A 25,699-nucleotide genomic window follows, 5' to 3' on the forward strand; every position below is an offset into this window, starting at 1 on the left:
TGCCCAGCCACCACGCGCCGGAGAGGCGCATGGGTCCAGCGGCGCTACCATAGCGCGACTGGCGAAGATTGCGAGCGCGCCAAATCCCGCCGCACGGCTCTGTGTTCCTAAATTGAAGTTTTCCCACGGCCGATGCGCGGGGGGGGCGGGGTGCCGCGTGGCGGGAGTTCTATGGCCGCATCGACCTTGGAAACCCGCGCGGACGCTACGGAAAATGCCGGGCCGGACGGGAGGCTTGACGATGAGAACAAAACATGAACATATGAGGCATCGACAGTCCGATATGGAGATAGCCATGACCGCCTATATCCGTGACGTTGCCGCCCTTGGCGCCCTGATGCTGTTCATCGCGATGGTGAGCCTCTGGTCCGATCTTCTCGTCAACATCGTCTGACCCGCGACGACCGGGGGAAAGGCGCCGATGCGATGGACAGGCGCGGCGCTGTGGACGTAAATCAGGCGGAAGAGGATCGCCTGATGAGTCATATCGCCCGGGACGTCGGATTTGTTCATCTGCGCGTCCACTCCGCCTATTCGCTGCTCGAAGGCGCGCTGCCGCTGAAGTCGCTGATCAAGCTGGCGGCGGCCGACAAGATGCCGGCGCTCGGGCTGACCGACACGGGCAATCTGTTCGGCGCGCTCGAATTCTCGGAGAAGACGGTCGAGGTCGGCATCCAGCCGATCATCGGCTGCCAGGTCTCGGTTCTGTTCGACGACGGCTTCGAGCCGTCGCGCCGTCCGGTGCCGGGCCAGAAGAATCTCTCCGACCTCGTCATGATCGCGGCCAACGAGGCCGGATACTGGAACCTCGTCCGCCTCGTCTCGCGCGCCTTCATGGAGACGGATCCAGGCGACAAGCCGCATATCAAGTTCACCGATCTGGAAGAGACGCATTCCGGCCTTATCGTGCTGACCGGCGGCGGCAACGGGCCGCTTGACCAGGCGATCCGGATCGGTCAGGGCGGCTTTGCCGAAAAGCGGATCGAGCGCATGGCCGGCCTGCTCGGCGACCGGCTTTATGTCGAGTTGCAGCGCCATCACGCGATCGAGGAGCAGCGCGCCGAGCCGGAGCTGATCGATCTCGCCTATCGCCATGGCCTGCCGCTGGTCGCGACCAACGAGGCGTTCTTCCCGAAGCGCGGCGACTACGAGGCGCATGACGCGCTGATCGCGATCGCCGAGGGTTCGGTGGTGGCGGAGGAGAACCGCCGGCGCCTGACGGCGGAGCACTATTTCAAGTCGCGCGCCGAGATGGTCGAGCTGTTCGCCGACCTGCCGGAGGCGACGGACAATTCGGTCGAGATCGCGCTTCGTTGTTCCTACCGGCCGACCAAGCGCAAGCCGATCCTGCCGCGCTTCGCCGGCGCCGATGCCGACGCGGAGGAGGCGGAGCGCGCCGAGGTCAAGGCGCTGCGCGATCTCGCGACCTCCGGCCTCGAGAAGCGGCTGGCCTTCCATGGCCTCGCCCCGGGCCTGACCGACAAGGAATACTGGGACCGGCTGGAGTTCGAGCTCTCGATCATCGAGCGCATGAAGTTCCCCGGTTACTTCCTGATCGTCGCGGACTTCATCCAGTGGGCGAAGTCGCAGGGCATTCCCGTCGGTCCGGGCCGCGGCTCCGGCGCGGGCTCGCTCGTCGCCTGGGCGTTGACCATCACCGACCTCGACCCGATGCGGTTCGCGCTGCTGTTCGAGCGCTTCCTCAATCCCGAACGCGTCTCGATGCCGGACTTCGACATCGACTTCTGCCAGGACCGCCGCGGCGAGGTCATCGACTACGTTCAGCAGAAATACGGCGCCGCCCAGGTGGCGCAGATCATCACCTTCGGAACGCTGCAGGCGCGCGCCGTGCTGCGTGACGTCGGCCGCGTGCTGCAGATGCCCTATGGTCAGGTCGACCGTCTCTGCAAGATGGTGCCGCAGAACCCGGCCAACCCGGTGTCGCTGGCGCAGGCGCTGATCGACGAGCCGCGCCTGCGCGAGGCGCGCGACGAGGACCCGACCGTCGCGCAGCTGCTCGACATGGCGCAGAAGCTCGAGGGGCTCTATCGCCACGCCTCGACGCACGCCGCCGGCATCGTGATCGGCGACCGGCGCCTCGACGCGCTGGTGCCGCTCTATCGCGACCCGCGCTCGACCATGCCTGTCACCCAGTTCAACATGAAGTGGGTCGAGAGCGCCGGCCTGGTGAAGTTCGACTTCCTCGGCCTGAAGACGCTGACGGTGCTGGAGACGGCGGTGAAGCTGATCGCCAAGCGCGGCATCACCGTCGACCTCGCCGCGATCCCGCTCGACGACAAGGTATCCTACGAGATGCTGGCGCGGGGCGAGACGGTCGGCGTGTTCCAGCTGGAAAGCCAGGGCATGCGCAAGGCCCTGATGGGCATGCGGCCGGACCGGTTCGAGGACATCATCGCGCTGGTGGCGCTCTATCGCCCGGGCCCGATGGACAACATCCCGACCTACAACGCCCGCAAGCATGGCGAGGAAGAGCCGGACTACTACCATCCGCTGATCGAGGTGGTGCTGAAGGAAACGCACGGCGTCGTCATCTACCAGGAACAGGTGATGCAGATCGCGCAGATCCTGTCCGGCTATTCGCTCGGCGAAGCCGACATGCTGCGCCGCGCCATGGGCAAGAAGATCAAGGCGGAGATGGACGCCCAGCGCGACCGCTTCGTCGACGGCGCCATCAAGCAGGGCCTGACCAAGGACCACGCCAACTCGATCTTCGACATGCTGGCGAAGTTCGCCGACTACGGCTTCAACAAGAGCCACGCGGCGGCCTATGCCCTCGTTGCCTACCAGACCGCCTATCTCAAGGCGAACTATCCGGTCGAGTTCCTCGCCGCGTCGATGACGCTCGACATGGGCAATACCGAGAAGCTGAACGATTTCCGTCGCGAGGCGATGCGCCTCGGCTTCGCCGTCGAGTTGCCGTCGGTCAATCGCTCCGGCGCCGTCTTCGACGTCGAGCAAGGTCGCATCCTTTATTCGCTGGCCGCCATCAAGGGTGTCGGCAGCCAGGCGGTCGAGCATCTGGTCGAGAGCCGGGGCGATCGGCCGTTCCGCGATCTCGCCGATTTCGCCGCCCGCATCAATCCGCGCATCCTGAACAAGCGCACGCTGGAAAGCCTGATCTGCGCCGGCGCGCTCGACACGCTCAACCCGGACCGCGCCCGTGTCATGGCCGGCATCGAGCGGATCATGGCGATCGGCAACCGCGTGGTCGAAGGCACGGCGATCGGCCAGGACGATTTCTTCGGCGCCGGCGGCGGCGGGGAGGGCGGCGCGCTGACGTTGCCCTTCGTCGATCCGTGGATGCCCTCGGAGCGGCTGCAGCGCGAGCATGCGGTGGTCGGCTTCTACCTGAGCGCCCATCCGCTCGACGAATACGCGCCGATCCTGAAGCGGATGCGCGTGCAGACCTGGGCCGAGTTTTCCGAGGCCGTGCGCCTCGGTTCGGCTGCTGGCCGCCTCGCCGGTACGGTCACGACGAGGCAGGAGCGCAAGACCAAGTCCGGCAACAAGATGGGCATCGTCCAGTTCTCGGACCCGACCGGCCAGTTCGAGGCGATCATGTTCTCGGAAGCGCTGAACGAGTTCCGCGACAAGCTGGAGCCCGGCCAGTCGGTGATCGTGCAGGTCGCCGCCGAAGACCGGCCGGAGGGCATCAGCGTCCGCATCATCTCGGTGAAGCCGCTCGACCAGATGACGACCGGCCTGAAGGCGCTCCGTATCTTCATGCGCGGCGAGGAGCCGTTGCGAAGCATCGAGCGCCATCTGGCGCGTGGCAAGGGCGACGGCGACGTCAGCCTTGTGCTGATGCTGGACAAGGGGCAGCGCGAGGTCGAGGTGCAGCTGCCCGGCCGCTACCTGCTATCACCGCAGATCGCCGGCGCGCTCCGCGCGGTCAGCGGCGTGGTGCAGGTGGAGCTGGTTTAGGTCGAACTGGTGTAGGTCGAGCGGGTGCAGGCGGCGGGCGTCCTTCGTCCTGCCTCCGTGCCTCAACACGCTCGCCGTCATCCCGTCCCCCGAGACGGGATCCATTCAGCCGCGATATCGGGAGGTTCGGAGCCGTGCCTCGATCGGCTGGATGTGGCCTCGGCTACCTGGATTCCTGCCTTGGCGGGAATGACGGTTTCGGCGCGAGGTCGGCAAGCAAGACCCTCACCCAACCCTCTCCCGCAAGCGGGCGAGGGCTTTTGGGGCAGCGATCCTCATCGACGGCGAGCCAATGCTGCAATCGGCGCCGTCGGCCCCCTCTCCCGCGCGCGGGAGAGGGTTGGGGTGAGGGGCTTTCCTAAATCCGGAATAGCTGCAGTTCCCGACCGGAAGGCCAGCCCGCGCAGAACCGGCGCGGGAACCTGGCGGTTGCGGCAACCGATCCCCACCTTGTGTTCCGTCGACGCAGCGAATCCCTTGCGCTTCGGCCGATCGCCCCCTATAAGGCGCGCATTCCACACGTGGGGCTCGGGCTCCGGCGGCGAACAGCCATTCGACCGACGGAACCCACCGGTGTCGCGAACGCGGCTTTCCCCACGGAGGTTGAACCGGTAAAAGGAGATAGGGCTATGGCTCTTCCGGATTTCTCGATGCGTCAGCTGCTTGAGGCTGGCGTCCACTTCGGCCACCAGAAGCACCGCTGGAACCCGAAGATGGCCCCGTACCTGTACGGCGTCCGCAACAACATCCACATCATCGACCTGGCCCAGACCGTGCCGATGCTGCACCGCGCCCTTCAGGCGGTCAGCGACACCGTCGCCGGCGGTGGCCGCGTCCTGTTCGTCGGCACCAAGCGCCAGGCTTCCGAGCCGGTCGCCTCGGCTGCCAAGCGCTGCGCGCAGTACTACGTCAACTCGCGCTGGCTCGGCGGCATGCTGACCAACTGGAAGACGATCTCGAACTCGATCCAGCGCCTGCGCCACCTCGACGAGCTGCTCGGCTCCGACGTGCAGGGCCTGACCAAGAAGGAGCGTCTGACGCTGTCGCGCGAGCGTGACAAGCTCGAGAACGCCCTCGGCGGTATCAAGGACATGGGCGGCATCCCGGACCTCCTGTTCGTCATCGACACGAACAAGGAAGCCCTGGCGATCCAGGAAGCCCGTCGCCTGAACATCCCGGTCGCGGCGATCATCGATTCGAACTCGGATCCCGATGGCATCACCTACCCGATCCCCGGCAACGACGACGCCGGTCGCGCCCTGACGCTCTACGGCGACCTCGTCGCCCGCGCCGCGCTCGACGGCATCATGCGCGCCTCCGGCGGCGCCGGCATCGACCTCGGCGCCCAGGACGAAGTCTACGAAGAGGCGCTCGGCGAGGAAGCCTCGGCCGAGACCGCCGCCTAAGTCACGCCGTCGTCACGCAGATCTGCGTGATGTTGGAAACGAAGACACAGTCAGCCGGGCGTTCTGCCCGGCTGTTCGTTAGAAAAACGAGAAAACGAGGCAGACGATGACCATTTCCGCTTCGATGGTGAAGGACCTGCGCGAGAAGACCGGCGCGGGCATGATGGATTGCAAGGCGGCGCTGATCGAGAACAACGGCGACGTCGAGGCTGCGATCGACTGGCTGCGGACCAAGGGTCTCGCCAAGGCTGCCAAGAAGGCCGGTCGCGTCGCGGCTGAAGGTCTGGTCGGCGTGGCTGCTTCGGGCGCCAAGGCGGTTGTCGTCGAGGTCAACTCCGAGACCGACTTCGTGGCCCGCAACGCCGAGTTCCAGCAGGTCGTGCAGAACGTCGCCCAGGCGGCGCTCGCCACCGATGGCGCGGTCGCCTCGGTCGCGGCTGCGAACTTCCCGGGCTCCGACAAGACCGTCGAGGCCGCGATCACCACCGCTGTCGCCACGATCGGCGAGCACATGGGCCTGCGCCGTTCGGCCGCCGTCGAGGTGACCGATGGCGTCGTCGCCAGCTATGTCCACTCGGCCGTCGCTCCGAACCTCGGCAAGATCGGCGTCCTCGTCGGCCTGCAGTCGACCGGCGACAAGGACAAGCTGCTGGCGCTCGGCCGCCAGGTCGCGATGCACATCGCCGCCACCAACCCGCTCGCCGTTCGCAGCGAAGAGCTGGACGCCGACGTCGTGGCGCGTGAGCGCGCCGTCTACGCCGAGCAGGCTCGCGAGTCCGGCAAGCCGGAAGCCATCATCGAGAAGATGGTCGAGGGCCGCGTCCGCAAGTTCTACGAGGAAGTCGTGCTTCTCTCGCAGGCTTTCGTGATCAACCCCGACCTGACCGTCGAGAAGGCCCTCAAGGCCGCCGAGGCGGATGTCGGCGCGCCGATCGAGCTGACCACCTTTGTCTCCTTCCGCCTCGGCGAAGGCGTCGAGAAGGAAGAGTCGGATTTCGCGGCCGAAGTCGCTGCTGCCGCCGGCACGAAATAATTCGGGGAACACCCGTTCCTTTCCGAGAAAAGACAGGGCGCCGGATGACATCCCGGCGCCCTTCGTGTATCCGAAGGCGCCTTTCATAAAGCGAAGAGGAAACAAGCATGGCGGAGTCGGTCCGTTTTCGACGTGTCCTCCTCAAGGTCTCTGGCGAAGCGCTTCTCGGTGATCAGCCCTTTGGTATCGATGAAAAGGTCATCGACCGGATCGCGGGAGAAGTCGGCCAGGCGGTCGAACTGGGCGTCGAGGTCGGCCTCGTCGTTGGCGGCGGCAACATCTTTCGCGGCATGACCATCGCCAAGGCGGGCGGCAATCGCGTCGCCGGCGACCACATGGGCATGCTGGCGACGGTGATGAACGCGATCGGCATGCACGAGGCGCTGGAGCGCCGCGGCATTTCTTCCCGCGTGTTCTCGGCCGTGCCGATGCCGACCATCTGCGAGACGTTCAGCCAGCAGCGCGCAGAGCGGGCGCTGAAGCGCTCCAAGGTCGTGCTGTTCGCCGGCGGCACCGGCAACCCGTTCTTCACGACGGATTCGGGCGCGGCGCTGCGCGCGGCCGAAATGGGCTGCGAAGCGCTGTTCAAGGGCACGAACGTGGACGGCATCTACTCCGCCGATCCGCGCAAGGACCCGAACGCCGTCCGTTTCGACACAATCAGCCATGCGGAGGTGCTGGCGCGCGGCCTGCAGGTCATGGACACGGCGGCCGTGGCGCTGGCCCGTGACAACGGCATTCCGCTTGTCGTATTTTCGATCCAGGAACCCAACGCGTTTGTCGATATTCTGCGCGGCCAGGGCCGCGCCACGATTGTCGCTGACGAGTGATGCGCGCAGCGGTAAGCTCCGCGCGCGCCAGCCTTAAGAGGATGCCATGAACTTGGACGACCTGAAACGCCGCATGGACGGCGCTATCTCGGTCCTCAGGACCGAGCTTGCCGGCCTTCGCACCGGTCGCGCTTCGTCGGGAATGCTCGATCCGATCATGGTCAATGCCTATGGCTCGCATATGCCGATCACCCAGCTTGCCACGATCAGCGTGCCGGAGCCGCGCCTGATCATGGTGCAGGTCTGGGATCGCGCCACCGCGGGCGCCGTCGAGAAGGCGATCCGCGAGTCGAGCCTCGGCCTGAACCCGGTCGTCGAAGGACAGGTGTTCCGCATTCCGATTCCCGAGCTCAACGCCGAGCGCCGCCAGGAATTCGTCAAAGTCGCGCATAAATATGCCGAAGCCGCCCGCATCTCGGTCCGCCATGTCCGTCGCGACGGCATTGACGGTCTGAAGAAGAGCGAGAAGGACGGCATGAGCGAGGACGAGAGCCGCAAGCTCTCCGAAAAGGTCCAGAAGCTCACCGACGACACCATCGCCGAGATCGACGCGATCCTCGCGGCGAAGGAAGCGGAGATCACCCAGATCTGAGTGAGGGCGGGGCAGCCATGAACTCGAATGCCGACGATTCGGGCGCCGAGCTGCTGGTGGACGCTCCTGGCGTGGCATCGGTCGGGCTGAGCGTGCCCCGGCACGTTGCCATCATCATGGATGGCAACGGTCGCTGGGCGCAGGGCCGTGGCCTGACCCGCACCGAAGGCCATCGCCGTGGCATGGAGGCGGTTCGCGCCGCGGTCGAGACGTCGCGCGAGCTCGGCGTCTCGCACCTGACTCTGTTCAGCTTCTCGTCGGAAAACTGGTCGCGCCCGCCGCTCGAGATCCAGTTCCTGTTCGGCCTGCTGCGGCTGTTCATCCAGCGCGACCTCGCCGACCTGCACCGCAACGGCGTGCGGGTGACCGTCATCGGCGACCGGGTGAAGCTGTCGGCCGATATCCGCTCGCTGCTCGATCAGGCCGAGAAGCTGACCAAGGACAATACCGGCCTTCGCCTGGTCATCGCGTTCAACTATGGCGCGCGCGACGAGATCACCCGCGCCGTGCGCCGCATCGGCGCCGACGTTGCCGCGGGGAAGCTCGCGCCGGAGGCGATCGACGAGAACACGATCCGCGCCCATCTCGACACGGCCGACATGCCGGATCCGGATCTCGTCATCCGCACCAGCGGCGAAATGCGGCTTTCGAATTTCCTGCTCTGGCAGGCGGCCTATGCCGAGCTCGTCTTCCTGCCGGCCTACTGGCCCGATTTCGACCGCGCGGCCTATCTGCAGGCGGTCGAGGAATATTCGCGCCGCACGCGGCGCTTTGGCGGAATTGCCGCCCGGAGGAGCGGTTGAAATCCCTGGATCCCGTGGGCCCTCCCGCGAATGACGACGGCAGGCCCCGCCGAAGCGACCTGATGCTTCGGTTCTGGTCCGCCGTGGTGCTCGTGCCGCTGGCGCTCGCCGTCACCTGGTGGGGCGGTCTGCCCGCCTATCTGCTAGTGGCGCTCGTCTCCGCGATCGTCTTCGCCGAATGGGCGAACATCATCGGCCGGTCGCCGCGCCTCCTGCCTTCCACGCCCGATGTCTCGATCGGCGTCGCCTTCGTCGCGCTGTCGGCGATCGTCGCCGGCATGCAGGGCCTGGTCACGGGCCTCGCCGTGCTGGTTGCCGGCATGGTCGGCGTTGCGTTGATCTCGCGCTCGGCCTGGCTCGCCGCCGGCGTCGCCTATTCCGGCCTGCTCGGCGTCTGCCTCGCGGCGCTGCGTGGCGAGGATGCGGCAGGCCTCGCTTCCGTGGTCGTGCTGCTGGTGCTCGTCTGGGCGACGGACAGCTTCGCCTATTTCGCCGGCCGCACGCTTGGCGGGCCGAAGCTCTGGCCGCGCGTCTCGCCGAAGAAGACATGGTCGGGCTCGATCGGCGGCCTTGTCGGCGGCGTCGTGCTGGCCGCGCTGGCCGCCTGGCTGTTCGGCGTCCGGGTCGGCCCGCTGCTGCTTCTGTGCCTGGCGGTGCTCTCGATCGTCTCGCAGGCCGGCGACCTGTTCGAATCGGCCATCAAGCGCCACTTCGACAAGAAGGATTCCGGCTGCATCATTCCCGGCCATGGCGGCATGATGGACCGGGTCGACGGCCTGATCTTCGCCGCCATCGGCGCCGCCCTGATCGGCGCCTTGAATGGCGACCACCATATCGGCCAGGGATTGCTTTCATGGTGAGAAGCCCGGCGCAGCCGGAGGGACGGACGCGGACCGACAAGGCGCGCCGCACCCTGTCGATCTTCGGCGCCACCGGTTCGATTGGCGTCAGCACGGCCGATGTCGTGCTGCAGCACCGCGATTCCTTCGACGTCGAGGTCGTGACGGCGCAGAGACGCGCCGAGGAACTGGCCGAGACCGCCATCCGCCTTGGTGCGAAGCATGCCGTGATCGGCGATCCCGACCGGCTCGAAGTGCTGCGCGCGCGCCTCGCCGGGACGGGCATCGGCGTCGCCGCCGGCCCGGCCGCGATCGTCGAGGCGGCGTCGCGCCCGGTCGATCTTGCCGTTGCCGCCATCGTCGGCGCCGCAGGGCTGGAGCCGACATTGGCGGCGATCGATGCCGGCGCCGATATCGCGCTCGCCAACAAGGAATGCATGGTCTGCGCCGGCGGCCTGTTCAATCGCCGCGCCGCGGCGGCTTCGGTTCGCGTGCTGCCGGTCGATTCGGAGCATGACGCGATCTTCCAGTCGCTGGAGGCGAACAATCTCCACGCTGTCGAGCGCATCACCATCACCGCTTCCGGCGGCCCGTTCCGCACCGCGACACTCGACGAGATGCGCCGCGCCACGCCGGCAGAGGCGCTGAAGCACCCGCGCTGGGCGATGGGGCCGAAGATCTCGATCGATTCGGCGACGATGATGAACAAGGGCCTCGAACTGATCGAGGCGCACCATCTGTTCGATATCGAATCGGCCCGGCTCGACGTGCTGGTGCATCCGCAGTCGATCGTGCACGGCTTCGTCACCTATTCCGACGGATCGGTCGTCGCCCAGCTCGGCGTCGCCGACATGCGGATCCCGATCTCGCATTGCTTGAACTGGCCGCGCCGGGTCGAAACGGCAACACCGCGGCTCGATCTCGCCACGGTGGGCATGCTTTCCTTCGAAAAGCCGGATTTGCAGCGTTTTCCGGCATTGCGGGTGGCGCGGACGGCGCTGGAAAACGGCGACTGGGCCACCAATATTCTGAATGCTGCCAATGAGGTCGCCGTTCAGGCGTTTCTCGATGGGGCGATCGGGTATCTCGAGATCGCGGCGACGGTCGAGGCTGTGCTTGACGTTGCGACCGGGACCGTCGGCGGAACGGAGCTCGACACGCTCGAGGCCGTTCTGGCGCTCGATCGCGAAGGGCGGCGTCTCGCCGCCGAACGAATTGACTCCCGAGGACGGCGCGCCGGCTGACGCGCTGACCGCGGAAGCGGAAAGGTGAAGTGAGGAATGGACGTTCTGGCTCCCTTGGGACATTTCGGATCGAGCACGCTCGGCTACCTGATTCCGTTCCTCTTCGTTTTGACCATCGTCGTGTTCTTTCACGAGCTCGGTCATTTTCTCGTCGCCCGCTGGTGCGGCGTGCGTGTCAAGGCCTTCTCCATCGGCTTCGGCCCGGAGCTGATCGGCTTCAATGACCGTCGCGGCACGCGCTGGAAGATCTCCGCCATTCCGCTCGGCGGCTATGTGAAGTTCCTGGGCGACGAGGACGCTGCCAGCACGCCGAGCCGCGCAACCATCGACCGCATGTCGGAGGAGGACCGCAAGGACACCTTCTTCGCCAAGAATGTCTGGCAGCGCGCCGCGATCGTCGCCGCCGGTCCGATCGCCAACTTCATCCTCGCCATCGTCATCTTCGCCGGCATCTTCACGGTCTATGGCCGCGAGGTGACGAGCGCCCGCGTCGACCAGATCGTCTCCGGCGGCGCCGCCGAAGCGGCTGGCTTCAAGGTCGGCGACCTCGTCCTCTCGATCGATGGCAGCCCGATTTCGTCCTTCAACGACCTGCAGCGCATCGTCAGCGCCAGCGCCGACGAGACGCTTTCGATTCGCGTCGAGCGCGACGGCGGCGAGGTGACCCTCCAGGCGACGCCACAGCGGCGCGAGGTCACCGACCGCTTCGGCAATGTCCACAAGATTGGCCAGCTCGGACTCTCGCGCAGCGCGAGCGGCGGCGACGTCAAGCTCGAGCGATTCTCCCCGCCCGAGGCCATCTGGCAGGGCGCGAAGGAAACGTGGTTCATCGTCGAGCGCACCTTTGACTATATCGGCGGCATCTTTACCGGCCGCGAGTCGACCGAGGAACTGGGCGGCCCGATCCGCGTGGCGCAGGTTTCGGGGCAGGTGGCGACGCTCGGCGTGGTCGCGCTGATCAATCTGGCCGCGATCCTCTCGGTTTCGATTGGCCTGCTCAATCTCTTCCCCGTGCCGATGCTCGATGGCGGGCACCTGCTGTTCTATTTCTTCGAGATCGTCCGCGGCCGGCCGCTCAGCGAGCGCGCGCAGGACATTGGCTTCCGCATCGGCCTCGCCGCCGTGCTTATGCTGATGATCTTCACAACCTGGAACGATATCATCCACTTGAGCTCTCTTTGAGCCAGCGTGGCGCGTTGGCAACGGACGGTTAAATTCCGTTGTGGCACTATGGGGCTCGGCTTGCGAACGGTTCGGGCGCATGCCACAAAGCTGCAGTTGATCAGTCCGGTACGAATCCCGTCTCGGGGCTCGAGCCTAGGAAGTCAGAATAGAGCAGGGCGTTTGAACCCAATGAATTCCTTCAAGACTTTCACGCGGGGAGCGGCCCGTGCCGCGGTCATGACTGTGGCCGTGCCGGCGCTCGCCGCGCAGATGTCCGTCATTGGGGCAACGCAAGCCCACGCTGACGTCGTGCGCAACATCGTCGTGCAGGGCAACTCGCGCGTCGATCCGGAGACGGTCCGGAACTATCTGACGATCGAGCCCGGCCGGAACTTCGGCGCTGCCGAGATCAATGAATCGGTCAAGGCGCTCTACGCGACTGGCCTGTTCTCGGACGTGAAGATCAACCGCCAGGGCAACACGCTGGTGGTTCACGTCAAGGAAAACAACATCGTCGGCACCGTCCGCTTCCAGGGCAACAAGAAGCTCAAGAAGGACATGCTGCAGCCGATCATCGAGACCAAGTCTCGCGGCGTGCTGACGCAGGAGAAGCTCGACGGCGACGTGGAGCGGATCAAGGAAGCCTATCGCCGCAATGGCCGTTCGGAAGCCGGTGTCACCGTGCAGACGACGCCGCGCGACAATGGCCGCATCGATGTCACCTTCGTCATCAACGAAGGCACGCGCACCGGTATCTCCAGCATCAACTTCGTCGGCAACAAGGCGTTCTCGAACAGCCGCCTGCGCGACGTGATGACGACCAAGCGGACGAACATCACCAGCTGGCTGTCGAAGCGCGACACGTTTGACGAAGCGCGCTTCCAGTCCGACCAGGAACTGATTCGCCGCCTCTACCTGCGCAACGGCTTCGCCGACTTCCGCATCGTTTCGGCGGAAGCGAATTTCGACGAGGCGACCAACCGCTACAATCTGGTGATCACCCTCGACGAAGGCCCGCGCTACCGCTTCGGCACGGTCAACGTCGACTCGTCGATCCCGGAAGTCGACGCCGCCAACCTCAAGGGTCTCGTCCGCACCCGCGAAGGCAAGGTGTTCAACGCGACCCTGGTCGAGCGCACCACGGAAGACCTGAACACGGCGATCGCCCGCAAGGGTTACTCCTTCGCGCAGATCCGTCCGCGCGGCGACCGCAACTACGAGAACCACACGATCGATCTCACCTATCTGATCGATGAGGGTCCGCGTCTTTATGTCGAGCGCATCAATGTGCGCGGCAACACCCGTACGCGTGACTACGTCATTCGTCGCGAGTTCGATCTGTCCGAAGGCGATGCGTACAACCGCGTCATCGTCGACAAGGCGGAGCGCCGCCTGAAGAACCTCGGCTACTTCAAGACCGTTTCGGTCACGACGCAGCCGGGCAGCGCGCCCGACAAGGTCGTCATCGACGTGCAGGTCGAAGATCAGTCGACCGGTTCGTTCCAGGTCGGCGGCGGCTACACCACCGACCAGGGCGGCGGCTTCATCGCCTCGGTGTCGATGACCGAAAAGAACTTCCTCGGTCGCGGCCAGTACCTGAAGGTCTCGGTCGGCGGCGGCGTGGATGACCGTACGGTCAATCTGTCGTTCACCGAGCCGTACTTCCTCGGTCGCCGCATGTCGCTCGGCTTCGACGTGTTCTACAACCAGGCCAAGGATACGGACTTCCGTCCGTACAACATGGACAGCTGGGGTGGTACGCTGCGTCTCGGCCTGCCGATCACCGACGACTTCAACGTCCAGTTCAACTACAAGCTCGTCCAGCGCGACGTCACGTCGTATGGCAGCAACTACGAGAGCGACATCCTCCTGCCGCCGGCTGGCTCGGGCGTCCTTCCCGCTCTGTACCCGCTCGGATCGACCATCAATTCGTCGCTGGGCTACCAGCTGACCTATTCGACGATCGACAACTTCCAGGACCCGCACGACGGCGTGTTCGTGAAGTTCGCGCAGGACTTCGCGGGTGTCGGCGGCGACGGCCAGTTCGTCCGCAGCGCCCTGGACGCGCGCATCTACAAGGAGCTGTGGCCGGATAGCGGCGTCATCGGCTTCCTGAAGGGCGGCGCCGGCAACATCACCGGCTTCGGCGGCAAGGACGTCGCGGTCCTCGATAACTTCTTCCGTGGCGGCGAGACGATCCGTGGCTTCCAGTCGTTCGGCTATGGCGGTCGTGTCCAGGGTAACGTCGATGACTACGCGATCGGCGGCAAGAACTACTGGAACGTGACGGCCGAAGCTCAGTTCCCGCTGCCGGCCTTCCCGGAAGAGTTCGGTCTGCGCGGCGCGGTCTTCGCCGACGCCGGCTCGCTGTGGGGCTATGACGGTCTCGAGGGTCTCGATGTTCAGGACAGCTCGCTGATCCGTTCGTCGGTCGGCGCCTCGATCATCTGGAACTCGCCGTTCGGTCTTCTGCGTGCCGATTTCGCCGAAGCTCTCACCAAGGCGGATTGGGACAAGACCCAGGTGTTCCGCTTCAGCGCTGGCACCCAGTTCTGATAGCCTCTATAGAGATCTGCAAGGCCGCCGGGTGAGCCGGCGGCCTTTCTATTTGTGGACACGCGCGGCATGACAGATCCCGTCTTTTTCGCTCCGTCAGGCCCGATCACACTCGATGACATCGTCGCCATGACGGGCGCGCGGATCGCCAACGGCGTCGAGGGCGGTCGGCTGATCCGGGGTGTCGCGCCGCTGGACCAGGCGCGCGCGTCCGACCTGACCTTCATCGACAATCCGCGCTATGTGCCGCAGCTGGCCGATACGCAGGCGGCCGCGTGCTTCTGTTCGCCGAAGCACAGCGCAGCCGTCCCGGCCGGCGTAGCGGCGCTTGAAGTCGCCAAGCCCTATGAAGCCTATGTCGCGGTGCAGGTGCGGCTCTATCCGACCGCGCTGCGGCCCGCGCTTGTCTTCGGTTCGGGCGTCTCGCCGGCTGCCCATGTGCACCCGACGGCTCGTCTCGAGGCCGGCGTGACGGTCGAGCCCGGCGCCGTCGTCGGCGAGGGCGCCGAGATTGGCTCCAACACGGTGATCGGACCCGGCGCGGTGATCGGCGCGGGCGTCCGCATTGGCCGGGACAGTTCGATCGCCGCTTCAACAACCATCACCAACGCATTGATTGGAAACAGGGTTGTCGTCCATCCCGGCGTCCGTATCGGCCAGGATGGCTTCGGCTATCTGATGAGCGGCCGTGGTCACTCCAAGGTGCCGCAGATCGGCCGGGTGGTGATCCAGGACGACGTTGAGATCGGCGCCAACACGACGATCGACCGCGGCGCGAATCGCGACACGGTGATCGGTGAGGGCACCAAGATCGACAATCTGGTCCAGATCGGACACAACGTGTCGATCGGACGCCATTGCGTGATCGTTTCCCAGGTCGGCATTTCCGGCAGCGCCACACTCGGCGATTTCGTCGTGCTCGGCGGTCAGGTCGGCGTGAACGGCCATGTGACGGTCGGGGCCGGCGCGCAGGTTGCTGCGACGGCGAGCGTCAAGGACGACCTGGCGGCCGGCGGCCGCTATGGCGGCGCGCCCGCGCGGCCGATCAAGGAATGGTATCGCGAGGAGGTCGCCATCCGGCGCCTCGCTCAGCGGGAAGTCAAAGCCGGACATAATAAGGATAGCCAGGGGGATTGAGCCCATGACCGTAACCGAGGAAGCCAAGGTGCTCGGCGCTGCCGACATCCAGAAGATTCTGGAGTTGCTGCCGCATCGCTATCCGTTCCTGATGGTGGATCGCATCGTCGACATCGACCGCGACGAAAGCGCCAGGGGACTGAAGAACGTCTCCTTCAATGAGCCGCATTTTCAGGGTCATTTCCCCGGGCATCCGGTGATGCCGGGTGTTCTGATCCTCGAGGGCATGGCGCAGACGGCTGGTGCAATCTGCATCGCCAATGCCGCCAAGGAAGGTCCGCCGCGTGTCGTCTATCTGATGACGATCGATGGCGCGAAGTTCCGCAAGCCGGTGGTCCCCGGTGACGTGCTCGAATACCACGTCCGCAAGACTCGTTCGCGCGGCGCGGTCTGGAAGTTCCAGTGCGAGGGTATCGTCGCAGGGACCAAGGTCGCAGAGGCTGAGATCAGCGCCATGCTGATTGATCAGTGAACGGAGCTTCATGAGCAACATTCATCCCACAGCCGTCATCGAGGATGGGGCGCGTCTCGGCGCCGATGTCCGCGTCGGCGCATTCTCCATGATCGGTCGCGATGTCGTGCTCGGTGATGGCGCGGTGGTTCACAACCATGTCTCGATCACCGCCCGCACGACGGTAGGCGAAGGCACGACGATCCATCCGTTCGCCTCGATCGGCGGCAATCCGCAGTCCGTCCACTACAAGGGCGAACCGGGCCTCGTGACGATCGGCAAGAACTGCGTCATCCGCGAAAATGTCACGATCAGCATCGGCTCGGTCGGCGAGCGCCGCGAAACCAAGATCGGTGATCGCTGCTTCCTGATGACCGGCGTGCACATCGCGCATGACTGCTCGCTCGGCAACGACGTCATCATGGCGAATTGCGCCACGCTCGGCGGCCATGTCGAGATCGGCAACAACGTCTTTCTCGGCGGTCTTTGCGCGCTGCACCAGTTCGTGCGCGTCGGCGATCAGGCGATCATCGGCGGCCTCTGCCCGATCTGGCACGACGTGATCCCGTTTGGCGCCGTCCGTGAGGGCGCGGAAGGCCTTGGGGGCCTCAACATCATCGGTCTGAAGCGCCGCGGTTTCGACCGCCCGGCGATCCAGCGCCTGCGCGCCGCTTATCGCGACCTGTTCTACGGCCCCGGCCAGCTGGCCGAGCGCATCGAGACCGTGGCCGGCCGATATGCCGACGACGCCAATGTCATGCATGTGGTGAACTTCATCCACAACCGTGGCAAGCGCCGGCTGACGGTGCCGCGCGGCGCCGCGACCGAACATCACGACGCGGACGCGTGAGAGGCAGGCCGTGACCGATGCGGCCCGATCCGTGCCGAGCGCGTCCGATCCGGGCACGCTCGGCATCATCTGCGGCGGCGGCGCCTTTCCCTTTGTCGTCGCCGAGGCCGCGCTCAAATCCGGGCGCAAGGTCTTCCTGCTGCCGATCCATGGCTTCGCCGACGCCGAGGTCGAGCGCTATCCGCATGAGTGGATTCACATCGGCGCCTTCGGCAAGCTGTCGTCGGCGCTGCGCAGCCATGGCTGCCGCCAGGTCGTCTTCGTCGGCACGGTGCTGCGTCCGAGCATCCGCAAGCTTCGCGTCGACTGGGGCTCGCTGAAACTGCTGCCGCGCGTGCTCGGCATGTTTCGTGGCGGCGACGACCATCTCCTTTCCGCCGTAGGGCGCATTTTCGAGGAAAACGGCTTCGAGCTGGTTGGAGCGCATGAGATCGCGCCCGAGATCCTGGTTCCGGCCGGCGTGCTCGGCGCGTTCGAGCCGAGCGCCGAAGACCTCGCCGCCGCGCATTTCGGCCGTGACGTCGTTCGCGCGCTCGGTTCCTATGATATCGGGCAGGGGGTCGTGGTTGGCGCTCGCCGCGTGCTCGCCGTCGAGGCGGCTGAGGGTACCGACCTGATGCTGGCGCGGTGCCGCGAACTGCGCGCCAACGGCCGGATCAAGCTGCACGGCAAGTCGGGCGTCCTCGTCAAGGCGCCGAAGCCCGAACAGAATCGCCGGCTCGACCTGCCGTCGATCGGTCCGCGGACAATCGAGCTTGCCGCCGATGCCGGTCTTGCCGGCGTGGCGGTCGAGGCGGGCGGCGTCATCGCCGCGGAGATCGAGGCCATCGTGCGCATAGCCGACGCAAGGGGCCTGTTCATCATCGGGCTCGATCCATGACGCTGCCGGCGGTCAAACCGCTCGACGTTTTCATCATCGCGGGCGAGGAATCGGGCGACATCCTCGCAGCGGGCCTGATGCGGTCGCTGGCGGAGAAATGGGCGGGCGGCGTCTCCTACCGCGGCGTCGGCGGCCATCGCATGGCGGCCGCGGGCCTGCGCGGGCTCTATCCGATGGACGACCTGACGGCGATGGGCTTCAGCGCCGTGATCGGCAAGCTGCCGACGATCCTGAGGCGGATGCGCCAGACGGTCGAGGCGATCGTCGCCAATCCGCCCGAAATCCTCGTGCTTGTCGACGCGCAGGATTTCAATCGCCGTGTCGCGGGGCAGGTACGCCGGCGGCTGCCGCATCTGCCCATCGTCAAATATGTCGCTCCGACCGTGTGGGCCTGGCGACCCGGCCGGGCACGCAAGATGTACGGCACGATCGATCATGTGCTGGCGCTGCTGCCTTTCGAGCCGGAGGTGATGCGACGGCTCGGCGGACCGGAAACGAGCTATGTCGGCCATCCGCTCCTGAGCGAGATCCCGAGCCTGCAGCCGAGCGCCGCCGATCTGGCGCTGCGCAATGGCGAGCCGCCGATCGTGCTGGTGCTGCCTGGAAGCCGGCGCATGGAACTGAAGCGTCTTGGCGGGCCTTTCGGCGAGGCGCTCGGCCTGCTCAGGGCGCGCGGCCAGGATTTCAGGCTGGTGCTGCCGACCCTGCCGCGCCTGGTCGACATGGTCGCCGAGGCGACCCAGGACTGGCCGGTGCGGCCTCACATCGTAGCCGGCGAAGAAGCGAAGCTCGCGGCCTTCCGAACCGCGCGCGTGGCGCTTGCGGCCTCCGGTACGGTGACGCTGGAGCTGGCGCTGGCCGGCGTGCCGTTCGCCGCTGCCTATCGCGTTCCCGGCTGGGAGGCAAAGGTGGCGAAGCATCTCATCATCGGCCGCTTCGCAACTCTGCCGAACATCATCCTCGACGGTCCGGTCGTGCCGGAATTGATCCAGCATGATTGTACGCCGGCAAAGCTGGTCGAGGCGCTGGCGCCGCTGATACCCGACGGCCCGTCGCGCCAGGCGCAGCTCGACGGATTCGCCCGGCTGGACGCGTTGATGAGCACCGGCGGCGTGCCGCCCTCCGATCGCGCGGCGGAGTCGGTGCTCGGCGTGCTGGCCGCACGGGGCTAAGGGCAGGCGCATGTGGGCGCGGTTCATACCCGCACTCTCGCCAATGCTGCCGCGGACCCTTCATTCTCTCCGTCGTCATCCCGGACGTAGCGAAGCGAAGATCCGGGATCCATACAGCCGTATCATCGGCGAGCTGGGTCGGGTTCGCCGATGTCTGCGAGTGATGACGCGCAAGTTCCGCGCCGTCGCGCACCTCGGCTGAATGGATCCCGGGTCAAGCCCGGGAGACGGCGAGGGCGGGGTGAGACGGTGATTGTACGGGCCGCGCTCCCGCTCCCGCGCGCGGCAGAGGGGTGGGGTGAGGGCCTTCTTCGAGGGCTGGCGACAAAAAAAGGGCGCCCGGAGGCGCCCTTTTGCATTCAAATCGAACCGCCTTAGTGGCGCTTCGAGACCGGAACGTAGTCGCGCTGCGCTGCGCCCGTGTAGAGCTGGCGCGGGCGGCCGATGCGCTGGCTCGGATCCTCGACCATTTCCTTCCACTGCGCGATCCAGCCGACGGTGCGGGCGAGCGCGAACAGCACGGTGAACATGGTCGTCGGGAAGCCGAGCGCCTTCAGCGTGATGCCGGAGTAGAAGTCGATGTTCGGGTAGAGCTTCTTCGAGACGAAGTACTCGTCGTGAAGCGCGATGCGCTCCAGCTCCAGCGCGACCTCGAGGATCGGGTCGTCGGTGATGCCGAGCTCGCCGAGAACCTCATGGCAGGTCTTCTGCATGATCTTCGCGCGCGGATCATAGTTCTTGTAGACGCGATGACCGAAGCCCATCAGACGGAACGGATCGTTCTTGTCCTTGGCGCGGGCGATGAACTCGGGGATGCGGTCGACCGTGCCGATTTCCTGCAGCATGTTGAGCGCCGCTTCATTGGCGCCGCCATGGGCGGGACCCCAGAGGCAGGCGATGCCGGCCGCGATGCAGGCGAACGGGTTGGCGCCCGACGAGCCGGCGAGGCGGACCGTCGAGGTCGAGGCGTTCTGCTCATGGTCGGCGTGGAGGATGAAGATCCGGTCCATCGCGCGGGCGAGGATCGGGTTCACCTTGTACTCTTCCGCCGGTACGGCGAAGCACATGCGCAGGAAGTTCGACGCGTAGTCGAGCGAGTTCAGCGGGTAAACGAAGGGCTGGCCGACATGGTACTTGTAGGCCATGGCCGCGATCGTCGGCATCTTCGCGATCAGGCGGAGCGAGGCCACCATGCGCTGATGCGGGTCCGAGATATCGGTCGAGTCGTGGTAGAAGGCCGAAAGCGCGCCGACCACGCCGACCATGACGGACATCGGATGCGCGTCGCGGCGGAAGCCGGTGAAGAAGCGCGACATCTGCTCGTGCACCATCGTGTGATAGGTGACGCGCTGATCGAAATCGGCCTTCTGCGCGGCGGTCGGCAGGTCGCCGTAGAGCAGCAGGTAGCAGGTTTCGAGGAAGTCGCCGTTTTCGGCCAGCTGCTCGATCGGGTAACCGCGATAGAGCAGCACGCCCTTGTCGCCGTCGATGAAGGTGATCTTGCTGTCGCAGGCGCCGGTGGACGTAAATCCGGGGTCGTAGGTAAAGCGTCCGGTCTTGGAATAGAGCGATCCGATGTCGATGACGTCGGGTCCGAGGGTGCCTTGCTTGACGTCGAAGTCCCAGGACTCGCCACCGACTGTGAGTGTCGCTTTGGTTTCGCTCATGAAACCTACCCCCTTGAATAATTGTTCTGTTCGGGCGGTTGCTCGCGCGCCTGTCAGGATGTGGATTTGGCAGCGCTGCCGAGAATTTTACGGACCGATGGGTATCCGATTTATTGCAGCGCGGCAAGCGGTCCGAAACTGGCCTATAATAAGGCTTTGATATCAAAGAGAAGGGCGGGCGGGCCCGGATCGGACCCGCCCGCGCAACAGGTTTTTCAGCTGATCTGGTCGGCGATGCGGCCGAGGCTTTCCTCGCGGCCGAGAACGATCAGCACGTCGAAGATGCCGGGCGATGTCGCGCGTCCCGTCAGCGCCGCGCGGAGCGGCTGCGCGATCTTGCCGAGCTTCAGCTCGCGCGACTCGGCGAACGCCTTGACCGCCTCTTCCGTCGCCTCGACCGTCCAGTCGTTCACGCCGACCAGCACCTCGTGCACATCCTTCAGGAGCGCTCGGGCATTGCCGTCGAGGATGGTCGTCGCCTTCTCGTCCAGCGCAAGCGGACGCTGCACCATCAGGAAGTTGGCGCCGTCCTTGAGCTCGACCAGCGTCTTGGCGCGATCCTTCAGGCCGGGCAGGGCGAGACGGAGCTGTTCCAGCTTCTCCGGGGTCAGCTGCACCTCCATCGCCTCGCCGCCGGGCAGGTAGGGCAGCGTGTCGAGGAAGATCTTCATCAACGTCTCGTCGTCGGTCGCCCGCATGTAGTGACCGTTGAGGTTCTCCAGCTTGGCGAAGTCAAAGCGCGAGGCCGAACGGCCGACATCGACGATATCGAACCACTCGACCATCTGCTCGAGCGACATGATCTCGTCGTCGCCATGCGCCCAGCCGAGTCGGACCAGGTAGTTGCGCATCGCCTCGGGCAGGTAGCCCATGGCGCGGTAGGCGTCGACGCCGAGCGCGCCATGGCGCTTCGACAGCTTGGCGCCGTCGGCGCCATGGATGAGCGGGATGTGCGACATCACCGGCACGTCCCAGCCCATGCCCTGGTAGATGATCATCTGGCGCGCGGCATTGGTCAGGTGGTCGTCGCCGCGAATGACGTGGGTGACGCCCATGTCGTGATCGTCGACGACGACGGAGAGCATGTAGGTCGGGTTGCCGTCCGAACGCAGCAGCACGAGATCGTCGAGATCCTTGTTCGGGATCGCGACGCGACCCTGTACGAGGTCCTCGATCACCGTCTCGCCCTCGAGCGGCGCCTTGATGCGGATGGCGGGCTTGACCCCGGCCGGCGCCTCGGACGGGTCGCGGTCGCGCCAGGTGCCGTCATAGCGCGGCGCGCGGCCCTCGGCCCGCGCCTTCTCGCGCATCGCGTCGAGCTCGGCCGGCGTGCAGTAGCAGCGATAGGCCTTGCCGGCCGCGAGCAGCTCCTCGACCACCTCGCGATGACGCGGCGCGCGGGCGAACTGGAACACGGTCTCGCCGTCCCAGTCGAGGCCGAGCCACTTCAGGCCGTCGAGGATGGCGTCGATGGCGGCCTCGGTCGAGCGTTCGCGGTCCGTGTCCTCGATCCGCAGCAGCATTCTGCCGCCCGTATGCTTCGCATAGAGCCAGTTGAACAGGGCGGTGCGGCCACCGCCGATGTGCAGGAATCCGGTAGGCGAGGGGGCGAAGCGGGTGACGACCGGTTTGGACATGGACTGATCTCGATGTGCGGGGAGCCGCAAGGAAGCCAAGGGGCATGGAGTCTCGCCACTCGGCGATCTGCGGCAGGTCATGTAGCATAGGGTCGCGCAGGGGCCAAACGGGTTTGGAAACGCCCGGCCCGCTTTGCCCAGCTGCGAAAAGGCGGGGGCATGACTGAGCTCGATCCGCGCGAGAAGGAGGGGGGGCGCGATCCGCCGGACGCGTTGCGCGCCCGCCGACTGCTCGTGCCGGGCGGCGCCTCGCCGGCCACCCGCGCCGCTGCCGCGCTGGACCGCCTGCAGCTCGGCGCCGGCGCTTGGCTGGAGCGCGAGATCGAGGCGGGGCGCGGCTTTCCCTGGCTGCCCGTCCTCTTCGGCATCGGCGCCCTCATCTATTTCGCGCTGCCGTCCGAGCCGTCCTTCGCTGCGCTGGCGGGCCTCGCCGTCCTGCTCTGGGCCCTCGCGGTCTGGCGGCGGCAGAGCGCCGGCGCGGTCCGCCTGCTCATCGTGCTGGCGATGGCCGCGAGCGGCACGGCCGCGATGAAGCTCCGCACCGACAATCTGGCGACGCGGGTGCTCGAGCGGCAGGTGACGGGGACGGTCACGGGCTGGGTCGAGGACCGCAAGGCGCGGCGTGGCGGATACCGATTGACGCTGCGGGTCGCGAGCCTGGACGCAAGGCGCGTCACGACCGTGCCGCAGCGGGTCACCGTCACCGTGCGCGGCAAGACGGCGCCCAATGTCGGCGACGGCGTCTCCGTTCTGGCGCGGCTTCGGCCGGCTTCGGGGCCAGTGCTGCCGGGCGGCTATGATTTCGCCCGCGATTCCTATTTCCGCGGCATCGGCGCGACGGGCTTCGCCTATGGCGCGGCCAGGCCGGCCGACATCGGCCCAGCGCCGCTGTCGATCCGCCTGCGCCAGCCGCTGGAGGCCGTCCGCGAGGCGATCCGCGCCCGCATCGTCGCCGGCCTCGACGGCGAGAGCCGCTACATCGCCTCGGCGCTCATCATCGGCGACGCCGGCGGGCTGGCCGAGAAGACCGAGGACGACCTTCGCCTCTCCGGCCTCGCGCATGTGCTCTCGGTCTCCGGCCTGCACATGGTGCTGGTGACCGGCGTCGTGTTCTGGAGCGTGAGGGCCGGGCTGGCGCTGATCCCGTCGCTGGCGCTCCGGCGGCCCATCAAGAAGTGGGCGGCGATCGCGGCGCTGCTGGTCAGCGGCTTCTACCTGCTGATTTCCGGCCTCGACGTCGCCGCGCAGCGCTCCTTCATCATGACCTCGATCGTCTTCCTCGCCGTCCTGCTCGACCGGCGCGCGATCTCGATGCGCAATGTCGCGCTCGCCGGACTGCTGGTGCTCGCGATCACGCCGGAGAGCATCCTTTCCGCCAGCTTCCAGATGTCGTTCGCCGCCACGGTGGCGCTCGTCGCCGGCTTCGAGATCCTGGCCGACCGTCGCAGGCGCCGCGCCGAACCCGGCCTCGTTGGGAACCGCAGCAGGGCGGCGGCCGTCCCCCGGCAATTCGCCCTGTTCGTCGGCGGCATGGCGGTGACGTCGCTGCTCGGCGGCCTCGGCACCACGCCCTTCGCGCTCTATCACTTCCAGCGCATGGCGCCGCTGTCGATCCTCGCCAATGTCGCCGCGATGCCGCTGACCGATTTTCTCGTCATGCCCTTCGCGCTGCTCTCCGTGCTCGCCATGCCCTTCGGGCTCGAGGCTTTGCCGCTCTGGGTGATGGATTGGGGCATCGGCGGCATGCTCGGCGTCTCGGCGACGGTCAGCCACTGGTCCGGTCAATCCGGCGGCGCGGCCATGCCGGGCGCCGCCGCGCTGCTCCTCTTCGTCGCCGGCTTCGTCTGGCTGGCGCTCTGGCACGAGCGCTGGCGGCTATTGGGCCTCCTGCCGATGTTGCTCGGCACCGCACTCGCCTTGATGCCGGCGCGGCCCGGCATCCTCGTCGCCGCGGATGGAAAGCAGCTGGCGATCCGGGGCGAGGATGGCGCCTATCGCATCGTCGCGGGCGATCCGGACCGCTTCATCAGCGAGATATGGCTGCGTTCGGACGGTGACGGCCGCGACGCCAGGGAGGCGGGCGTGGTTCAGGCGGGCGGCTGCGATGCGTCGGGCTGCGTGGGATTGTTGCCCGACGGCCGGCGGGTGGCGCTGGCGCTCGACCGATCGGCCTTCGAGGAGGATTGCCGGCGCGCCTCGCTGGTGGTGACACCTCTCGCCGCGCCCGAAAACTGCGCCCGCCATGCCGCCGTCATAGACCGCCATGTGCTGGCGCGCACCGGCTCGATCGCACTGTCGTTCGCGGAGAAGGAGGAATCCCCGGGCCCGGCGCCGCAAGCCACGGTGCCCAATGCGCCGAAGCCAGATTCCTCGAAACTGGATGCTCAGAAGCCGTCAATTCTTGGCGCCGATGGTGAGTTCGTCGGGCTCGCATCGGGACGCGGCCCGTCACGCTACGACCTCGTCGAGCGAAATGCCGACGACGAGGACGTGCTCGCGCCCGAACCACCGGCCGCGGCCCCGGAAACCACAGCCGCAACCGCGCCGCGCCCGGCCGTCGCTTTCGAGCTCCGCGCCGCCTACCCGCCGGTGCGGCGCCCCTGGATGCCGGCCTATGAAGCGGAGCCGGCGGATCAGTAGGTGCGCAACAGGCCGACCAGCTTGCCCTGGATACGGACACGGTCCGGTCCGAAGATTCGGGTTTCATAGGCCGGGTTGGCGGCCTCCAACGCGATCGAAGCGCCCTTGCGGCGGAGCCGCTTCAGTGTCGCTTCCTCCTCGTCGACCAGCGCCACGACGATGTCGCCGGAATCGGCATTGTCGCTCTTGCGGATCAGCACCGTGTCGCCGTCGAGGATGCCGGCCTCGATCATCGAATCGCCACGCACCTCGAGGGCGAAATGCTCGCCGCCGCGCAGCATGTCGGGCGGCACGGCGATCACATGGCTCTGGGTCTGGATGGCCGAGATCGGCACACCGGCGGCGATCCGGCCCATGACCGGGATGATCACCGGCTCGCCGGCCTCGTGCACGTCCTCCACCGGACGGGACTTGCCCAGGCTGCCCTCGATCACGCTGGGCGAGAAGGCCTGCTTTTTCGGCCGCGCCATCGCCGGCGTCATCGTCTCCGGCAGGCGGACGACCTCCAGCGCGCGGGCCCGGTTGGGCAGGCGGCGAATGAAGCCGCGCTCTTCCAGCGCCTTGATCAGGCGGTGGATGCCGGATTTGGAGCGCAGGTCCAGCGCGTCCTTCATTTCGTCGAAGGAGGGAGGGACGCCCGCTTCCTTGAGGCGCTCCTGGATGAACATGAGGAGTTCATACTGCTTCCGGGTGAGCATCTCGTTCTCGCGCTGCCAATCTTGCCAGGGATGACGACAGAATCGCCAAGGTACAAAACACGAACAGGATAGCTGTTCCCCATGTGTTCTGCAAGGCGATGGCTTGCGATGCGCGGCCGGGTTCGCGCGGGACGCGCGACTAGGGTGGCCCACGC

The 25,699-nt window shown here is 66.5% G+C and carries 19 protein-coding genes; 16 read left to right on the forward strand and 3 right to left on the reverse strand.

Going from position 1 to position 25,699, the window contains the following annotated elements; translation table 11 throughout:
• Positions 1-477: 477 nt before the first annotated feature.
• The 15 genes from dnaE to lpxB all read left to right on the forward strand — a co-directional run bounded on the left by dnaE (position 478) and on the right by lpxB (position 18,902).
• Positions 478-3,945: a DNA polymerase III subunit alpha gene (gene dnaE, locus WFK98_RS07100; RefSeq protein ID WP_266340079.1), complete on the forward strand. Its 3,468-nt coding sequence runs from the start codon at positions 478-480 to the stop codon at positions 3,943-3,945.
• Positions 3,946-4,574: 629 nt separating this feature from the next.
• Positions 4,575-5,351, forward strand: coding sequence for a 30S ribosomal protein S2 (gene rpsB, locus WFK98_RS07105; RefSeq protein WP_266340080.1), 777 nt, complete (start codon positions 4,575-4,577; stop codon positions 5,349-5,351).
• A gap of 106 nt (positions 5,352-5,457) precedes the next feature.
• On the forward strand, positions 5,458-6,384 hold the full coding sequence (gene tsf / locus WFK98_RS07110; RefSeq protein WP_266340081.1) for a translation elongation factor Ts: 927 nt from the start codon (positions 5,458-5,460) through the stop codon (positions 6,382-6,384).
• Between the two features lie 107 nt (positions 6,385-6,491).
• Positions 6,492-7,214: a UMP kinase gene (pyrH, locus tag WFK98_RS07115; RefSeq protein ID WP_336799752.1), complete on the forward strand. Its 723-nt coding sequence runs from the start codon at positions 6,492-6,494 to the stop codon at positions 7,212-7,214.
• 46 nt (positions 7,215-7,260) lie between these two features.
• The gene (frr, locus tag WFK98_RS07120; RefSeq protein WP_266340083.1) at positions 7,261-7,806 is read left to right on the forward strand and encodes a ribosome recycling factor; all 546 of its coding nucleotides are present in this window, start codon (positions 7,261-7,263) and stop codon (positions 7,804-7,806) included.
• Positions 7,807-7,823: 17 nt separating this feature from the next.
• Positions 7,824-8,609, forward strand: coding sequence for an isoprenyl transferase (locus WFK98_RS07125; RefSeq protein ID WP_266340084.1), 786 nt, complete (start codon positions 7,824-7,826; stop codon positions 8,607-8,609).
• Between the two features lie 62 nt (positions 8,610-8,671).
• A complete protein-coding gene (locus tag WFK98_RS07130; RefSeq protein ID WP_336799753.1) occupies positions 8,672-9,469 on the forward strand; it encodes a phosphatidate cytidylyltransferase in 798 nt (265 codons plus the stop codon).
• Positions 9,463-10,692, forward strand: coding sequence for a 1-deoxy-D-xylulose-5-phosphate reductoisomerase (gene dxr, locus WFK98_RS07135; protein ID WP_336799754.1), 1,230 nt, complete (start codon positions 9,463-9,465; stop codon positions 10,690-10,692). The genes WFK98_RS07130 and dxr overlap by 7 nt, the downstream gene beginning before the upstream one ends.
• Positions 10,693-10,728: 36 nt before the next feature.
• Positions 10,729-11,874, forward strand: coding sequence for an RIP metalloprotease RseP (gene rseP, locus WFK98_RS07140; RefSeq protein WP_266340087.1), 1,146 nt, complete (start codon positions 10,729-10,731; stop codon positions 11,872-11,874).
• 219 nt (positions 11,875-12,093) lie between these two features.
• Positions 12,094-14,412, forward strand: coding sequence for an outer membrane protein assembly factor BamA (gene bamA, locus WFK98_RS07145; protein ID WP_266340088.1), 2,319 nt, complete (start codon positions 12,094-12,096; stop codon positions 14,410-14,412).
• A gap of 69 nt (positions 14,413-14,481) precedes the next feature.
• A complete protein-coding gene (gene lpxD / locus WFK98_RS07150) occupies positions 14,482-15,549 on the forward strand; it encodes a UDP-3-O-(3-hydroxymyristoyl)glucosamine N-acyltransferase (protein WP_336799755.1) in 1,068 nt (355 codons plus the stop codon).
• Positions 15,550-15,553: 4 nt separating this feature from the next.
• A complete protein-coding gene (gene fabZ / locus WFK98_RS07155) occupies positions 15,554-16,021 on the forward strand; it encodes a 3-hydroxyacyl-ACP dehydratase FabZ (RefSeq protein ID WP_266340090.1) in 468 nt (155 codons plus the stop codon).
• A gap of 10 nt (positions 16,022-16,031) precedes the next feature.
• Positions 16,032-16,850, forward strand: coding sequence for an acyl-ACP--UDP-N-acetylglucosamine O-acyltransferase (lpxA, locus tag WFK98_RS07160; RefSeq protein WP_266340091.1), 819 nt, complete (start codon positions 16,032-16,034; stop codon positions 16,848-16,850).
• A 10-nt stretch (positions 16,851-16,860) separates the two neighbouring features.
• Positions 16,861-17,730 carry a UDP-2,3-diacylglucosamine diphosphatase LpxI domain-containing protein gene (locus WFK98_RS07165; protein ID WP_266340092.1) on the forward strand — a complete coding sequence of 290 codons (870 nt, stop codon included), beginning with the start codon at positions 16,861-16,863 and terminating at the stop codon, positions 17,728-17,730.
• Positions 17,727-18,902 carry a lipid-A-disaccharide synthase gene (gene lpxB / locus WFK98_RS07170; RefSeq protein WP_266340093.1) on the forward strand — a complete coding sequence of 392 codons (1,176 nt, stop codon included), beginning with the start codon at positions 17,727-17,729 and terminating at the stop codon, positions 18,900-18,902. The genes WFK98_RS07165 and lpxB overlap by 4 nt, the downstream gene beginning before the upstream one ends.
• Positions 18,903-19,276: 374 nt before the next feature.
• On the opposite strand, the gene gltA is transcribed toward lpxB, so the two are convergent.
• Both gltA and gltX read right to left on the reverse strand, forming a co-directional pair.
• Positions 19,277-20,569, reverse strand: a complete 1,293-nt coding sequence (gene gltA, locus WFK98_RS07175) for a citrate synthase (RefSeq protein ID WP_266340094.1) — start codon at positions 20,567-20,569, stop codon at positions 19,277-19,279.
• 215 nt (positions 20,570-20,784) lie between these two features.
• Positions 20,785-22,206 (reverse strand): glutamate--tRNA ligase, encoded by a 1,422-nt coding sequence (gene gltX, locus WFK98_RS07180; RefSeq protein ID WP_336799756.1) that lies wholly within the window; start codon positions 22,204-22,206, stop codon positions 20,785-20,787.
• A gap of 159 nt (positions 22,207-22,365) precedes the next feature.
• On the opposite strand from gltX, the gene WFK98_RS07185 reads away from it, so the two are divergent.
• Complete coding sequence (locus tag WFK98_RS07185) at positions 22,366-24,846, forward strand: ComEC/Rec2 family competence protein (protein ID WP_336799757.1); 2,481 nt, start codon at positions 22,366-22,368, stop codon at positions 24,844-24,846.
• On the opposite strand, the gene lexA is transcribed toward WFK98_RS07185, so the two are convergent.
• Positions 24,840-25,544, reverse strand: coding sequence for a transcriptional repressor LexA (lexA, locus tag WFK98_RS07190; RefSeq protein WP_266340097.1), 705 nt, complete (start codon positions 25,542-25,544; stop codon positions 24,840-24,842). The two genes, WFK98_RS07185 and lexA, sit on opposite strands and share 7 nt — an antisense overlap.
• Positions 25,545-25,699 lie beyond the last annotated feature (155 nt).

The organism is Kaistia sp. MMO-174, from assembly GCF_037147815.1.
Lineage (GTDB): Bacteria > Pseudomonadota > Alphaproteobacteria > Rhizobiales > Kaistiaceae > Kaistia > Kaistia nematophila.

Bases quoted from the DNA above. Each gene is read 5' to 3' on its own strand.
- WFK98_RS07125 (WP_266340084.1), top strand. From the start codon at position 7,824: ATGAACTCGAATGCCGACGATTCGGGCGCCGAGCTGCTGGTGGACGCT.
- gltX (WP_336799756.1), bottom strand. From the start codon at position 22,206: ATGTCCAAACCGGTCGTCACCCGCTTCGCCCCCTCGCCTACCGGATTC.
- gltA (WP_266340094.1), bottom strand. From the start codon at position 20,569: ATGAGCGAAACCAAAGCGACACTCACAGTCGGTGGCGAGTCCTGGGAC.
- WFK98_RS07185 (WP_336799757.1), top strand. From the start codon at position 22,366: ATGACTGAGCTCGATCCGCGCGAGAAGGAGGGGGGGCGCGATCCGCCG.
- lpxA (WP_266340091.1), top strand. From the start codon at position 16,032: ATGAGCAACATTCATCCCACAGCCGTCATCGAGGATGGGGCGCGTCTC.
- tsf (WP_266340081.1), top strand. From the start codon at position 5,458: ATGACCATTTCCGCTTCGATGGTGAAGGACCTGCGCGAGAAGACCGGC.
- lexA (WP_266340097.1), bottom strand. From the start codon at position 25,544: ATGCTCACCCGGAAGCAGTATGAACTCCTCATGTTCATCCAGGAGCGC.
- dxr (WP_336799754.1), top strand. From the start codon at position 9,463: ATGGTGAGAAGCCCGGCGCAGCCGGAGGGACGGACGCGGACCGACAAG.
- bamA (WP_266340088.1), top strand. From the start codon at position 12,094: ATGACTGTGGCCGTGCCGGCGCTCGCCGCGCAGATGTCCGTCATTGGG.
- frr (WP_266340083.1), top strand. From the start codon at position 7,261: ATGAACTTGGACGACCTGAAACGCCGCATGGACGGCGCTATCTCGGTC.
- lpxB (WP_266340093.1), top strand. From the start codon at position 17,727: ATGACGCTGCCGGCGGTCAAACCGCTCGACGTTTTCATCATCGCGGGC.
- lpxD (WP_336799755.1), top strand. From the start codon at position 14,482: ATGACAGATCCCGTCTTTTTCGCTCCGTCAGGCCCGATCACACTCGAT.
- pyrH (WP_336799752.1), top strand. From the start codon at position 6,492: ATGGCGGAGTCGGTCCGTTTTCGACGTGTCCTCCTCAAGGTCTCTGGC.
- fabZ (WP_266340090.1), top strand. From the start codon at position 15,554: ATGACCGTAACCGAGGAAGCCAAGGTGCTCGGCGCTGCCGACATCCAG.
- dnaE (WP_266340079.1), top strand. From the start codon at position 478: ATGAGTCATATCGCCCGGGACGTCGGATTTGTTCATCTGCGCGTCCAC.
- rseP (WP_266340087.1), top strand. From the start codon at position 10,729: ATGGACGTTCTGGCTCCCTTGGGACATTTCGGATCGAGCACGCTCGGC.
- WFK98_RS07130 (WP_336799753.1), top strand. From the start codon at position 8,672: ATGCTTCGGTTCTGGTCCGCCGTGGTGCTCGTGCCGCTGGCGCTCGCC.
- rpsB (WP_266340080.1), top strand. From the start codon at position 4,575: ATGGCTCTTCCGGATTTCTCGATGCGTCAGCTGCTTGAGGCTGGCGTC.